The sequence below is a fragment of the Variovorax monticola genome (assembly GCF_051216855.1).
GTDB lineage: Bacteria > Pseudomonadota > Gammaproteobacteria > Burkholderiales > Burkholderiaceae_C > Variovorax.
In genome coordinates, this window is record NZ_JBPJZP010000008.1 from 478,244 (window position 1) to 492,334 (window position 14,091).

The 14,091-nt window shown below is 68.9% G+C and carries 13 protein-coding genes; 8 read left to right on the forward strand and 5 right to left on the reverse strand.

All coding sequences use genetic code 11. From position 1 onward, the window contains the following. Positions 1–5: 5 nt before the first annotated feature. Positions 6–713: a response regulator gene (locus tag ACSFA5_RS29005; RefSeq protein ID WP_435447497.1), complete on the reverse strand. Its 708-nt coding sequence runs from the start codon at positions 711–713 to the stop codon at positions 6–8. After that, positions 710–2,305 (reverse strand): ATP-binding protein, encoded by a 1,596-nt coding sequence (locus ACSFA5_RS29010; RefSeq protein ID WP_435447498.1) that lies wholly within the window; start codon positions 2,303–2,305, stop codon positions 710–712. The genes ACSFA5_RS29005 and ACSFA5_RS29010 overlap by 4 nt, the downstream gene beginning before the upstream one ends. A 168-nt stretch (positions 2,306–2,473) precedes the next feature. On the opposite strand from ACSFA5_RS29010, the gene ACSFA5_RS29015 reads away from it, so the two are divergent. Beyond that, positions 2,474–2,626, forward strand: a complete 153-nt coding sequence (locus tag ACSFA5_RS29015; protein ID WP_435447499.1) for a hypothetical protein — start codon at positions 2,474–2,476, stop codon at positions 2,624–2,626. Then, positions 2,623–3,495, forward strand: coding sequence for an intradiol ring-cleavage dioxygenase (locus ACSFA5_RS29020; protein ID WP_435447500.1), 873 nt, complete (start codon positions 2,623–2,625; stop codon positions 3,493–3,495). The genes ACSFA5_RS29015 and ACSFA5_RS29020 overlap by 4 nt, the downstream gene beginning before the upstream one ends. A gap of 34 nt (positions 3,496–3,529) precedes the next feature. Here the strand turns inward: ACSFA5_RS29020 and ACSFA5_RS29025 are convergent, their stop codons facing one another. From ACSFA5_RS29025 to ACSFA5_RS29035, 3 genes are all read right to left on the reverse strand, one after another. Next, the gene (locus ACSFA5_RS29025) at positions 3,530–4,210 is read right to left on the reverse strand and encodes a response regulator transcription factor (RefSeq protein ID WP_435447501.1); all 681 of its coding nucleotides are present in this window, start codon (positions 4,208–4,210) and stop codon (positions 3,530–3,532) included. Between the two features lie 18 nt (positions 4,211–4,228). Continuing rightward, positions 4,229–6,631, reverse strand: a complete 2,403-nt coding sequence (gene bamA, locus ACSFA5_RS29030; protein WP_435447502.1) for an outer membrane protein assembly factor BamA — start codon at positions 6,629–6,631, stop codon at positions 4,229–4,231. 127 nt (positions 6,632–6,758) lie between these two features. Beyond that, a complete protein-coding gene (locus ACSFA5_RS29035; protein ID WP_435447503.1) occupies positions 6,759–7,343 on the reverse strand; it encodes a nuclease-related domain-containing protein in 585 nt (194 codons plus the stop codon). A gap of 199 nt (positions 7,344–7,542) precedes the next feature. On the opposite strand from ACSFA5_RS29035, the gene ACSFA5_RS29040 reads away from it, so the two are divergent. The 6 genes from ACSFA5_RS29040 (at position 7,543) to ACSFA5_RS29065 (ending at position 14,087) form a co-directional block, all read left to right on the forward strand. Next, positions 7,543–8,700, forward strand: a complete 1,158-nt coding sequence (locus tag ACSFA5_RS29040; protein WP_435447504.1) for a porin — start codon at positions 7,543–7,545, stop codon at positions 8,698–8,700. A 352-nt stretch (positions 8,701–9,052) separates the two neighbouring features. Further along, entirely contained in the window at positions 9,053–9,652 is a 600-nt protein-coding gene (locus tag ACSFA5_RS29045; RefSeq protein ID WP_435447505.1) for a sensor histidine kinase, read from the forward strand. Between the two features lie 230 nt (positions 9,653–9,882). Beyond that, positions 9,883–10,566, forward strand: coding sequence for a response regulator transcription factor (locus tag ACSFA5_RS29050; protein WP_435447506.1), 684 nt, complete (start codon positions 9,883–9,885; stop codon positions 10,564–10,566). Continuing rightward, positions 10,563–11,933, forward strand: coding sequence for a sensor histidine kinase (locus ACSFA5_RS29055; protein WP_435447507.1), 1,371 nt, complete (start codon positions 10,563–10,565; stop codon positions 11,931–11,933). Before ACSFA5_RS29050 ends, ACSFA5_RS29055 begins: the two co-directional genes overlap by 4 nt. Before the next feature lie 128 nt (positions 11,934–12,061). Then, positions 12,062–12,550, forward strand: a complete 489-nt coding sequence (locus ACSFA5_RS29060; RefSeq protein ID WP_435447508.1) for a tripartite tricarboxylate transporter TctB family protein — start codon at positions 12,062–12,064, stop codon at positions 12,548–12,550. 25 nt (positions 12,551–12,575) lie between these two features. Next, entirely contained in the window at positions 12,576–14,087 is a 1,512-nt protein-coding gene (locus tag ACSFA5_RS29065; protein WP_435447509.1) for a tripartite tricarboxylate transporter permease, read from the forward strand. Positions 14,088–14,091: the final 4 nt, after the last annotated feature.

Below are 14,091 nucleotides of genomic sequence, written 5' to 3' on the forward strand. Positions count from 1 at the left end.
CGCGTTCAGTGCCCGGCTTCGGCCGGCGCTTCCCACGCGAAGCCCACGCCGTACACCGAGCGGATCCAGTCGTGCGCGGGCGTCACCGCGCCCAGCTTGCGGCGCAGGTTCTTCACGTGGCTGTCGATGGCGCGCTCCGTCACGTCCACCGTGTCGTCGTAGGCCAGCTCCAGCAGGCGGGCGCGCGAGAAGATGCGCCCCGGGTGCCGCGACAGCACCTGCAGCAGCCCGAACTCGCGCCGCGTGAGGTTGAGCGGCGCGCCTTCGAGCGAGGCGCGCCAGTGCACATCGTCCAGCACCAGGCCCGGCGCCTGGTCCGCCGAGGCCGAGCCTTGCGCGCCCGAGGCCGGCCCGGCGGTGCGCCGCAGCACCGCGCGCACCCGCGCCACCAGCTCGCGTGGCGAAAAGGGCTTGCACACGTAGTCGTCGGCGCCCAGCTCCAGGCCGAGCAGGCGGTCGACTTCCTCGATGCGCGCGGTGAGCATGATGATCGGGTGCGTCGTGTGCTCGCGCGCGCGGCGCAGCACCTCGATGCCGTCCAGCCGCGGCAGCATGATGTCCAGCAGCGTGAGGTCGGGCGGCGCGGCCACGATGCCCTCGAGCGCGCTCTGCCCGTCGGTGAAATGCGTGGTCTCGTAGCCCGCGTGGCGCAGGTAGTCCTGCACCACCGAGGCGATGTCGATCTCGTCTTCGACGATGGCGATGCGGGTCATGACGATGCGGCCAGTGGAAGGGTGATGGTCACGCGCAGCCCGCCCAGCGGCGAGGCCGACGCGTCGATGGTGCCGCCGTGCGCCTCGACGGTGGCGCGGCAGATCGACAGGCCCAGCCCCGAGCCGCCGTGTTCGCGGCTGCGCGAGGTCTCGCCGCGGAACAGCCGGTCGAACAGGCGCGGCAGCTCGCTCTCGGGCACGCCGGGCGAGCTGTCGTCGAACAGCAGCGTGAGGCAGTTGCCGGTCCACGCGCCTTCCACCGTGACGTCGATGCGCAGCGTGCCGCCTTCGTCGGTGTAGGCCAGCGTGTTCTCCAGCAGGTTCATGAACACCTGGTGCAGCCGGTGCGCGTCGCCGTCGACGGTGGGTTGCGAGAAGCTGTCGATGCGATCGACGGCGCCGCGGTCCACGGCGATGGCGCGCTTGGCGAAACGGTCGCGCGTGTGGTCGAGCGCTTCTTTCAGCAGCGACAGCGGGTACACCGTGGCGGTGAGGGCGTCGCTGCGCGGCTCGCGCATGCTGCTGCGCAGGTCGTCGACCAGCTGGCCCAGGCGGATCACCTGGCGGTGCAGGCGCAGCGCGGTGCGTTCGTCGAAGGTGCGCACGCCGTCCTGCAGCGCCTCGATCTCGGCGCGCATGGCGGCCAGCGGCGTGCGCAGCTCGTGCGCCGCATCGGCCAGCCAGGCGCGGCGCGAGGCCTCCACCGTGTCCAGGCGCTGCGCCATGTCGTTGAAGGTCTTGCCCAGCAGGGCCAGCTCGTCCGAACCCTGCACCGCCACGCGGGTCGACAGGCGCCCGCGGGCCACGTCCTGCGCGGCCTGGGTGAGCTCGTCGATGGGCTTGAACCAGCGGCGTGCCAGCAGCCACGACAGCACCAGCGCGAAGCCCAGGCCGCACAGGCCCGTGAGCACGATCACGCCAGACTGGCGCGCGACGAAGGCGCGGTCGGCCTCGCTCTCCAGCCCCTGCAGCGGTGCGAGCGCCAGGTAGCCGACGACCGACTTGTTGTGCCGGATCGGCATGCGCGCGGCGTTCGGCAGGTCGATGTCGGCGCCCACCACGCGCGCGCCGTTCGCGTCGAGCACGGCCAGGCGCTGGTAGATGGCGTCGTGCATGCCGCGCGGATCGGGAAACACCCAGGGCGGCGGCATGCCCGGCGGCATGCCGGGCAGTCGGCGCGGCAGCAGGTCGAGCTGGGGGGACGGCGGCGGCGGGCTGCCGTCGCTCGCGCCGTCGGCGGAGGCGCCCTCGGGCGTCGCGGCGCGCATGGCGCGGTATTCGTACCAGGGCGGCAGGCGCCGCTCGTCGCCGTTGGCTATGGCGCTGTCGAGCACATTGGCGAAGCGGCCCATCTGCAGGCGCTGCCAGGCGTCGTCGTTGTCGCGCAGGTTCTTCCAGTCGCCGTGGGTCGCGTAGTTCTTCAGCACCAGTTGCGCCAGCCAGTCCATGCGCCGGATCTCGATCTCGGCCACATAGGAGCCCAGGCCGCGCTGCAGCGCAATGATCGACAACCCCGCGAAGCTGATGAGCAGCACGATCAGCAGGGCGGCCAGCGCCAGGAAGATCTTGCGGGAAAGGGTCAGTTGGGGCATGGGCACAGGGGAGGCATGGGCGCATTCTGCGACATGCATGGCGATCGGGCGGACGGGGGTGTCGGGGGGGAGAAAACCGATGATGTCGCCCGAATGTGGAGGAAATTGGGAGACGGCGCCCCCAGGTTTCTCCATCATTTCTCCCGAATGCGGCCCCAGCATGGCTGCATGACACCGAGCCTGAACTTTGCGCTGCTGGGTGCGATCACCGTGTTCTTCTGGATGGTCGCGCAGGCGTGGACGCTGTTGGTCCTGTGGGCCGAGGGGCGTGCCACGCGAGCGGCCGGTGCCGGATCCAACGACGAGGAGGACAAACCATGACACAACCACCCACTTCTTCCATCGGCCGCCGCGGCCTGCTGGCCACCCTCGGCGCCGCGGCGATGGGCACAGCCTCCGCGCGCCCGGTGCAGGCTGCCGCAAAGCCCCTGCCGCTGACCGCGCAGACCACCGAAGGCCCCTACTACCTGGACCTGGCGCAGGTTCGCCGCGACATCACCGAAGGGCTCGAAGGCGTGCCGCTGGACGTGCGCTTCACCGTGTGCGACGTCGCCGGCAAGCCGCTGCCCCGGCTGCGCGTGGACCTCTGGCACTGCGACATGCAGGGCCGCTACTCGGGCTTTGCCGGGCAGGGCGACGACCGCGCGGGCACCTTCGAGGGCCAGACCTTCCTGCGCGGCAGCCAGTTCACCGACCGCGACGGCGGCGCCGCGTTCGCCACCGTCTACCCGGGCTGGTATGCGGGGCGCACCACGCACATCCACATGAAGGTGCTCCACGGCACGCGCGCCGTGCTCACTTCGCAGTTCTTCCTGCCCGATGCGTTGAGCGAGTTTCTCTACACGCAGGTCTCGCTCTACCAGCGCTCGCGGGTGCGCGACACGCTCAACAGCCTCGACGGCATTGCGCTGAAGGCCGGCGACACGGTGCTCGGCGCCGTGCGCGAAGAGCGCCGGCGCTACGTGGCCACGCTCGCGCTGGTGGTCGACCCGGCCGCGGCCCCCGTGGTCGACCGGCCGCCGCCGCCGGGCGGCATGCGGATGGGCGCCATGCCCCCTGGCGGAATGCCGCCTCCGGGTGGCATGGGCATGCGCGGCATGCCGATGGGCGACGGCGGTCCTGCACGCAGCCGTGCGCTGGACGGCGCCGCGCGCGTCAAGGCGCTCGTACCACCACGCACCGCAGGCTGAGCGTGCATGCGCGGGCGGCTGCCCCGGTCGCCGATCAAGCCGCAGGCCGCTCCGCGAAGCTGAAGCCCACGCCGTAGACCGAGCGGATCCAGTCGTGCGCGGGCGCGGCGTCCGACAGCTTCTTGCGCAGGTTCTTGATGTGCCCGTCCACCGCGCGCTCGTTCACGTCGAGCGCCTCGGCGAACGCCGCTTCCAGCAGCTTGGAGCGCGTGAACACCCGCCCCGGGTCGTTCGACAGTGCGCGCAGCAGCAGCAACTCGCGGCGCGTGAGCGCGAGCGCATGGCCCTCCAGCCGGGCGTTGCCCCGCATGCCCGGCGCGCCGGCGAAGTTCACCGCGGTGGACGGCCGGCCGGCGTCCTGGCGCTGCGCATGCCGGCGCAGCACGGTGTTCACGCGCGCCACCACTTCCCTCGGCCAGAAGGGCCTGCACACGCAGTCGTCGGCGCCCGCGTCCAGCGCCAGCAACCGGTCGGCCTCCTGCGCGCGCGCCGCCAGCACGATGACCGGGTGGTTGCCGTGCGCGCGCACCCTGTGCAGCACCGCGATGCCGTCCTCGGTGCCCAGCAGCGTGAGCGCCGGCGGCGCCGTCAGGATGCGCGCCAGCGCCGCCGCCGCGTCTTCGGTCTGCTCGACCTCGTGGCCCGCGCCGTGCAGGTGCGCGAGCAATTGCGAGGCGCTGTCGCGAGCGTCTTCCACCAGCAGGATGCGACCCATGGCTTCTCGTTCTCCGGTTCAGAAAGACGTGCCGATCTGGAACTGGAAGCGCTGCGTGCGGTCGGCCGTGATGCCGTTGGCCGTGTCCGCCTTCTGGTAGAGCAGCGGCACCGCATACGCCAGGCGCAGCGGCCCGAGCGGCGAGATCCAGCTGATGCCGATGCCGGCCGACGCGCGAAGGCGGTTCTGCGCCTTCCACTGCGCGTCGGTCATGCTGGCGGTGCGGTCGGCGAATACATTGCCCGCGTCGAAGAAGGAGTACAGCCGCAACGTCTTGTCGTTGCCCGCGCCGGGGAAGGGCGTGCTGAACTCCATGTTGAAGATCGCCTTGCGCGTGCCGCCCAGCGAGCCGGCCGTGACCGCGTCGGTCGGGCCGAGCGAGTTCTGCTCGAACCCGCGAATCGAGCCCAGCCCGCCGGCATAGAAGTTCTTGAAGATCGGGAACGTGCTGTTGCCGAGCGCCCGCGCGTAGCCCAGCTGGCCGTTGACGGCCAGCGTGTACTGCTTGGACAGCGCAAAGTACTGCTGGTATTGGTAGTTGGACTTCATGTAGCGCAGCTCGCTGCCCACGCCCACCTCGAGGTTGGCGCTCTGCAGCACGCCGCGCGTGGGCACCAGCGCGCTGTCGCGGTCGTCGCGCGACCACCCCAGCGTGGCCGGGATGCCCACGATGCTCGACCTGGCGCAGCTCACGCTCGGCGCGGTGCCCGTGCACTTGAAGTAGTCCAGGTAGGCCTGCGGCGTGGCCGTGTACACGTACGAGCCGTCCACCAGCGCGTAGGTGCCGTTGGTGCCCGGCGTGAACGAATAGCGCTCCACGCCGATGCCCAGGTACACCGTGTCCTGCTCGCCCACCGGAAAGCCGAAGCGCACCGAGCCGCCGTCGCTCGCGAGCTTGTAGTTGCCGTCGGCCTCGTAGTAGGGCCGGGTGGTGGTGTGGAACACGTTCAGCGTGCGCGAGATGCCGTCCTTGGTGAAGTACGGGTCGGTGGCCGTGAGCGAGATGGTGCGGTTGTACGAACTGGTGTTCACGTTCAGCCCCAGGTAGTTGCCGCTGCCGAACACGTTCTCCTGCGTGATGCCGAAGCTCAGCGACACCTTGTCGGTGGACGAGTAGCCCGCGCCCAGCTGCAGCGAGCCGGTCGGCTTCTCGGTCAGCGTCACCGCCAGGTCGACCTGGTCCGGCGAGCCGGGCACGTCGACGGTGTCGACGTTCACCTCGGTGAAAAAGCCCAGCCGGTCGATGCGGTCGCGCGAGGCGCGGATCTTGTTGCCGTCGTACCAGGCGCCTTCGTACTGGCGGAACTCGCGGCGGATCACTTCGTCGCGCGTCTTGGCGTTGCCGCCGATGTTGATGCGCCGCACGTACGCGCGCCGCGAGGCCTCGGCGTTCAGCACCAGGGTGACGCGGTTGTTCGCGCGGTCGATCTCCGGCTCGGCCTTCACGCGGGCGAAGGCGTAGCCGAAGGTGCCGAAGTAGTCGGTGAAGGCCTTGGTGGTGGCCGCCACCTGCTCGCCGTTGTAGGGCGCGCCGGGGCGAATGGTCACCAGCGTCTTGAACTCGTCGTCGCGGCCCATGTAGTCGCCCGCCAGCCGCACGCCGGCCACCACGAACTTCTCGCCTTCGGTGATGTTGATGGTGAGGGTGAGCGTCTGGCGGTCCGGCGAGATGGCCACCTGCGACGAGTCGATGCGAAATTCGAGGTAGCCGCGCGTGATGTAGTACGAGCGCAGCGTTTCCATGTCGCCGTTGAACTTGGTGCGCGAGTACTGGTTGGACTTGGTGTACCAGTCGAGCCAGCCGCCGTTGTCCTGGTCGAACAGGTCGAGCAGGGTGCTTTCGCTGAAGGCCTTGTTGCCCACCACGTGCACTTCCTTGATGCGCGCGGGTTCGCCTTCGGTCACGGTGAAGGTCAGGTTCACGCGGTTGTTCTCCAGCGGCGTGACGGTGGTGACCACCTGGGCGTTGTAGAGGCTGCGGCTGATGTACTGGCGCTTGAGCTCCTGCTCGGCGCGGTCTGCCAGCGCCTTGTCGTAGGCCTGTCCGTCGGTCAGGCCGATCTCGCGCAGCGCCTTCTGCAGCGCGGCCTTGTCGAACTCCTTGGTGCCCACGAAGTCGACGTCGGCGACGGTGGGCCGTTCTTCGACCACCACCACCAGCACGTTGCCGTTCACGTCGATGCGAACGTCCTTGAACAGGCCGAGCTTGAACAGCTCGCGAATGGCGTTGGTGCCACGCTCGTCGTTGTAGGTGTCGCCGGCCTTCAGCCCCAGGGTGGCGAACACGGTGCCGGGTTCGACACGCTGCAGGCCTTCGAGGCGGATGTCCCGCACGGTGAACGGATCGGTGGCCCATGCGGGGAGGGCAGCCAGCGAGGCAAGCAGCACGGCGGCCGCTGCGAGGGACTTCGGTAAATGCATCGCCGCATGGTCTTCGCCAATGTCGGAGAAATTTGGGACTACCCCGAGCGGCTCGGGGCTGTGCCGTGTCTTTACTTTGGGGGGTGTAGTGGCTGTCGTTCAGGGCGCACGCGCCCTGAACGCAAGGCTATTGCAGCACCGTGGCGTGCGTCGCCCCCTGTATTTCGAGCAGCCGTTCCACGGTCCGGTCGATGCCCTGCGCATCGAGAAGAGGGTACGTGCGAGCCGTTCGCCCGTGGTTGCGAACAAGGCGTGCGATGTAGGGCAGGTCTTGCTGCGTGATGACAGCCGCCGGCATCACGCCTTCGAGTTCGATGCCTTCACATGGCAACAACACGAAGTACTGCAGGCGTAAATCGTCGGGCAACAGGCTGCGCAACTGCGTCGTCTTGCGCCCGCCCTGCCACGCCGGGTCTTTCACCTCGCGTGCGCTCTTGCAGCCGTTGAGCCGCAAGAACCAGCGCGGTGGCGACTGGTCCGACTTCTTTCTGTAGACGAAGGCATTGCGCCACGGCTTGATCTCGAACAGGTAGATGCCGGTCTCGCACACCACCACCGCATCGATGCGCGCCGTGCGCACCGCATGGCCCTCGGGCATGGGAATCACGAGGTCGCGAAGAATGCGCAGGTGCGAAAAGGCGGGGCTGAACGCGCTGGCGAGCAGCTGCGCGCCCAGTGTCGAGGCGGTGTTGCTTTGCAAGGCAATGGTCATGGGTCACTCCTTCGGTCGCCGAGCATCGCGCGGCTTTTGGGAGACTTTTCGTACGGGGTGCTTCCGGGCGGCACGCAGGCCATGTGCACGCAAACAACATTCCGTGCAAAGAGCGGGCAATCACAAGATTCCTCCGAATTTGAACGAGACCATGCGTGTCTGCAGCTCGCTGAAGAGCCGCTGAAACCGGAGAACCCCAATGAAGAAAACCCTCACGGCATTCGCTGCCCTGGCCGTCTGTGGCCTGGCCTCTGCCCAATCGTCCGTCACGCTGTTCGGTGTCGTCGACGCCGCGGTGACCTACCAGTCGGCCACCGCGCGCGACCCGCTCACGGGCGCCTCGGTCAAGCAAAGCAAGACCAGCCTGAGCAACTCCGGCTACAACTCCAGCCGCATCGGCTTTCGTGGCACCGAAGACCTGGGCGGCGGCCTGGCTGCGAGCTTCTGGCTCGAAGCGCCCATCACCAACGACGACGGCGCCACCGGCATCAGCACCTTCGCGCGGCGCTCCACCGTGAGCCTGTCGGGTGGCTTCGGCGAAGTGCGCCTGGGCCGCGACTACACGCCCACGTTCTGGAACGACACCGTGTTCGACCCGTTCGGCACCAACGGCTCGGGCACCAACGTGATCAGCACCGTCAGCGGCAACACCGCCATCAACAACGCCAACTACGTGCGTGCGAGCAACTCGGTGGGCTACTTCCTGCCGCCGAACCTGGGCGGCTTCTACGGCCAGCTGCAGTACAGCTTCAACGAGAACACCAGCACCAGCGCAACGTCGACCACGGCGGCCACGAGCAGCAGCGCCGGGCGCTACGTGGGCGGGCGCTTCGGCTATGCCAACGGCCCGCTGGACGTGGCCCTGGGCGTGGGCCAGAGCGTGGCGGTGGACACCACCACGCTGGAGCGCAAGGTGCAGACGGTGAACCTGGGCGCGTCGTACGACTTCGGCCCGGTGAAGCTGTTCGGCGAGCTGTCGAACGTGAAGAACAAGTTCGACACGGCGCTCAGCAACACGCACGACAGCTACAACGGCTACCTGATCGGCGCCACGGTGCCGGTGGGCGCGGGCCTGATCCGCGCGTCGTACTCGGTGGTTCGCTACAACGAGGGCGCGGCCGGCATCACGGGCGAAGACCCGCGCGCGCAGAAGCTGGCCATCGGCTACGTGCACAACCTGTCCAAGCGCACGGCGCTGTACGCGACGGTGGCGCGCGTGAGCAACCGCAACGATGCCAACTACACGGGCAGCCTGGTCTCGGCGAGCACCACGGGCTACGGCAGCGCGGGCGTGGGCTTCTCGGGCGTGCCGCGTTCGTCGACCGGCTACGACTTCGGCATTCGCCACGCGTTCTGACGACGTGGTGCGCGCACTGTGCGCGGAATGAAAGAAGGGCGCATGCCCTTTTTTCCCGTGCGCAACCCGTCCATTCAGCAGTGAGCTTTTCAATGAACAGAATTCGACTTCTGGCGGTCGCCCTCGCGGCCGCCGGCCTCGCGGGCTGCATCGTGCTGCCCCCGCCGCCCATGCCTTACCGCGCACCGCCGCCGGGCTTTCGCGGTGAAGCGCCGCCCATGCCTTTTGGCGGCGCCCGCAGGCCGCCGGCGCCCGGGTGGGAGGGCTGTGACGGCCAGCGCAACGGTGCGGGCAATGACTGCAAGCGCGGCGCGCCGGGCGAACCCGACGCCCCTGTGCCGGGAGCGCGTTGATGTCCGGCGGACAACTGCAGTCCGGCAACCTCGGCGTCATCATCGCCAGCGTGATCTCGCTGGGCCTGGGCGGCGTGGTCTGCCTGATGGGCTCGCTGTTCGTCGCCAACCTGCGCCAGGGCGCGAAGGCGCGTGAATTCGCGGCGCAAGCCAGGCAGGACGCGCAGCAGCGGCTGGGCGCCAGCCGCGTGCAAGACCTTCGCCCGCTCCTCGACGCGGCCTCGGACGATACGCACGGCAAGGCCATCCGCTTCGAAGTCCAGCTGCCGCCGCAAGCGGTGCCTGTGCTCGCGATCGAGGCCGAGCTGCGCGAACTGCTCGCCAAGGTCGCGGCCTATGCGGCCAGCGTGATGCGCGCGGGCGCGACGCTGCAGGTGTCCGCGCACGCTGAAGGCGAGCAGGCCGTGATCCATTGGCGCGACCTCGATGCCGTCGATGCGCGGCCGCCGCTCGCGAGGTTCTTCGACAGCGCGCACGCAGCCGGCGCCAGTGCCCGGGCCTGCGAGCGCATTGCCGACCACCACGGCGGGCGCATCTACTCGGCGCCGTGTGCGGGCGGCGTGCTGGGCCTGACGCTGCGCCTGCCGCTGCAGGCATAGCCGGCAGCGGCAGGCGTGCGCCAACATGGACAAACGGCAATGAAGCTGCTGCGCTTTCTCTGGTTCAATCGCGGCTAGGATGGCCCCGGCGGCGCCCGGATGAACGGGGGGCCGGCCGACTCCATCGCCATGAGCACCCGAACGCAGTCACTCCCCGATCTTCTTGTTTCCCCGGCCCGTCGCGTTGCCCCGCACGAGGGCGCGACACCGGCGTGCTAGGCCCCACCGCCATGTGGCGCTGCCTCATCGTCGAGGACGATGCCGACAACGCGCGCTACATCGCCGACGGCTTCCGTTCGCTCGGCCACGTGGCCGTCATCAGCCGCGACGGTGCCGATGCGCTCGCGCGCGCCACGGGCGAGCCGTGGGACCTGGTGATCCTCGACCGGATGCTGCCCAACGACGTGGACGGGCTGTCGATCCTCTCGACCCTGCGCGCCCTCGGCAAGAAGACGCCGGTGCTGGTGCTCAGCGCATTGAGCGCGCTCGACGAACGCGTGCGCGGCCTCAAGGCCGGCGGCGACGACTACCTGGCCAAGCCCTTCGCCTTCTCGGAGCTGGCGGCGCGCGCCGAGGCGCTGGTGCGGCGCTCGCGCACCGGGCCCGAGATCCGCATGCTGCAGCTGGCCGACCTCACGCTCGACCTGGCGCGCCGGCACGTGGAGCGCGGCGGCCGGCCCATCGCGCTGCAGCCGCGCGAGTTCAGGCTGCTGGCCTATTTGATGATGCATCCGGGCCAGGTGGTCACGCGCACCATGCTGCTGGAGGCCGTGTGGGACTACCAGTTCGACCCGCAGACCAACGTGATCGACGTGCAGGTGAGCCGCCTGCGCGGCAAGCTCGACGCGGGCGGCGCGCCCACGCTGATTCACACCGTGCGCGGCGTGGGCTACACGCTGGCCCCGCCGCAATGACACGCACCCTGCGCCAGCTGTGGCGCTCGGTCGGCTTCCGGCTGGCCTTCTACTACGGCCTGCTCGTGGCCATCACGATGCTCGCCGCACTGGCCATCGTGTACATGCAGACGGTGGGCGTGCTGCAGCAGCGCATGGTGCGGCAGGTGGCCGCCAGCATGCAGCAGCTGATGGTGCGCTACGACGCACGCGGTGCCGACGGCGTGGCGGGCGAAATCTCGAATGCGCTGTCGGACGGGCGCAACTCCGACAACGAGATCTATCTGCTGACCGACCGCGCAGGCAACAAGCTCGCGGGCAACCTCGACCAGCTGCCCTCGGCGGCGCCCGACGCGGGCGACGGCGTGCACCGGCGCGTGGTGCGCGCGGGGCAGACCGTCGTCGCCTACATCGTGCTGCGCCCGCTGCCGGACGGCGGCCAGCTGGTGGTGGGGCACGACCTGCGCGACCAGGAGTCGATCGAATCGCTGGTGGCCAGCGCCAGCGCGGCGGCGGGCATCGTGGCGGTGCTGCTGCTGATCGGCGGCACCTTCGTGTTCCGCCAGGAGCTGGAGCGCAGCGTGGGCGCGGTGCGCCGCACGGCCGCGCGCATCGCCGCCGGCGAGCTGCAGGAGCGTGTGGCGCCGTCCGGCGAGGAGGACGAGTTCGCGCTGCTGGAGCACGACATCAACGCCATGCTCGACCGCATCCAGTCGCTGATGGACGGCGTGCGCCATGTGTCCAACACCATCGCCCACAACCTGCGCACGCCGCTCACGCGCGTGCTGGTGCGGCTGCGCGCGGTGGAAGCCGCGCTGCAGGCGCAAGACCCGCAGCGCGAGGCCGTGGCTACCGCGATTCGCGAGCTCGAGGAACTCGCGGTGGTGTTCGAGAAGCTGCTGCAGATCGCCGAGGTCGAGGCCGGTGCGCGCCGGCAGCAGTTCGCGCCGGTGGCGCTGCACGTGATTGCCGACGACGTGGCGGAGTTGTACGAGGCCGTGGCGGAAATGCAGGGCATCGCGTTGCTGCGCGAGCCCGCCGACATCGCCGTGGCGCTGGGCGACCGCGACCTGCTGGCCGGCGCGGCGGCCAACCTGCTGGACAACGCGCTGAAATACGCAGGCACCGGTGCCACCGTGCGCATCGGCACGCACACGGTGGACGGCAGAGCGCAGCTCTTCGTGCAGGACGACGGCCCCGGCATTCCCGCCGCCGAGTACGAGCGCATCGGCGTGCGCTTCCACCGGCTGGACCGCAGCACACCAGGACACGGCCTGGGGCTGGCCAGCGTGCAGGCGGTGGTGGCGCTGCATGGCGGGCGGCTGCAGTTCGCGGACGCGCGCCCGGGGCTGCGCGCGTGCATCGACCTGCCGATGGCCAGCGACTGAACGCTGCGCGTTCGTTCGCCACATTGCCGAACGGCAATGTCTTGGTCATGCACAAAAGCCGCCTGAATTCCTAGGATCGCGCGGCGCACAACGCGTGCCGATCAACGCAGTTCCAGGAGACATCAACGGTGAGAATCAAGAGTCAGAGAGACTTCTGCTCAGGCGTGCTTTTCAGCGCCTTCGGCGTGGCCTTCGCATGGGGCGCCACGACCTACAACGTGGGCTCGGGCGCCCGCATGGGCCCCGGTTACTTTCCCCTGATCGTGGGCATCCTCATTGCCCTCATGGGCGTGGCCGTCACGCTCAAGGCGCTCAGCGTCGAGACGGAAGACGGCGAGCCCATCGGGCGCATCGCATGGAAGCCGCTGGTCTTCATCATCGGCGCGAACCTGGTCTTCGGCGTGCTGCTGGGCGGGCTGCCGAGCATCGGGCTGCCGTCGATGGGACTGATCGTGGCCATCTACGCGCTGACCTTCATCGCCAGCCTCGCGGGGGACAACTTCGGCTGGAAGGGAGTGACCGTGCTTGCGACCGTGCTGGCAATCGGCAGCTACCTGGCCTTCGTGGTCGCGCTGAAGCTGCAGTTCCCCGTGTGGCCGACCTTCATCGCCGGCTGATTCGCACAAGAACAAGACAAGACCCATGGACCTGATTTCCAATCTTTCGATCGGCTTCGGCGTCGCCTTCACGGCGCAGAACCTCGTTTATGCCTTCGTCGGCTGCCTGCTGGGCACGCTGATCGGGGTGCTCCCGGGCATCGGCCCGGTCGCGACCATCGCGATGCTGCTGCCCGCCACGTACGCGCTGCCGCCCGTGTCGGCGCTGATCATGCTGGCCGGCATCTACTACGGCGCCCAGTACGGCGGCTCCACCACGGCCATCCTGGTCAACCTGCCGGGCGAGTCTTCGTCGGTGGTGACCGTGATCGACGGCTACCAGATGGCAAGAAAGGGGCGCGCCGGACCGGCGCTCGCCGCGGCCGGGCTGGGCTCGTTCTTCGCGGGCTGCGTCGGCACGCTGATCCTGGCGGCCTTTGCGCCACCACTGACCGAACTGGCCTTCAAGTTCGGCCCTGCCGAGTACTTCTCGCTGATGATCCTGGGCCTGATCGGTGCCGTGGTGCTGGCCTCGGGCTCGCTGCTCAAGGCGATCACCATGATCCTGTTCGGCCTGGCCCTGGGCCTGGTGGGCACCGACGTCAACTCGGGCGTGGCGCGCTACAGCTTCGACATTCCGGAGCTCACCGACGGCATCGGCTTCATCGCCATCGCGATGGGCGTTTTCGGCTACGGCGAAATCATCGCCAACCTGGCGGTGCCCGAGCACGAGCGCGAGGTGTTCACCGCCAAGGTCAAGGGCCTGTGGCCCACCAAGCAGGACTTCAAGGACATGACGCCTGCGGTGCTGCGCGGAACCGCGCTGGGTTCGGCGCTGGGCATCCTGCCCGGCGGCGGCGCGCTGCTGTCGGCCTTCGCGGCCTACACCATCGAGAAGAAGATGAAGCTGAAGAAGGGCGAAGTGCCCTTCGGCAAGGGCAACATCCGCGGCGTGGCGGGCCCCGAATCGGCGAACAACGCCGGCGCGCAGACCTCCTTCATTCCGCTGCTGACGCTCGGCATTCCGCCCAACGCGGTGATGGCGCTGATGGTGGGTGCCATGACCATCCACAACATCCAGCCGGGCCCACAGGTGATGACCAGCAACCCCGAGCTGTTCTGGGGCCTGATCGCCTCGATGTGGATCGGCAACCTGATGCTCATCGTGCTGAACCTGCCGCTGATCGGCATCTGGATCAAGCTGCTGACCATTCCCTACAAGTGGCTCTTTCCGTCGATCGTGCTGTTCTGCGCAGTGGGCGTGTACTCGGAGAACAACAACACTTTCGACGTGTGGATGGTCGCGATCTTCGGCATCGTGGGCTATGCCTTCCTGAAGCTCAAATGCGAGCCCGCGCCGCTGCTGCTGGGCTTCATCCTGGGGCCGATGATGGAAGAGAACCTGCGCCGCGCGCTGCTGCTGTCGCGCGGCGACTGGAGCGTGTTCGTCACGCGGCCGCTGTCGGCGGGCCTGCTGGTGGTGGCGGCGTTGCTGCTGGTCGTCGTGCTGCTGCCTTCCGTGAAAGCCAAGCGGGAAGAGGCTTTCGTCGAGGAGTGACGCG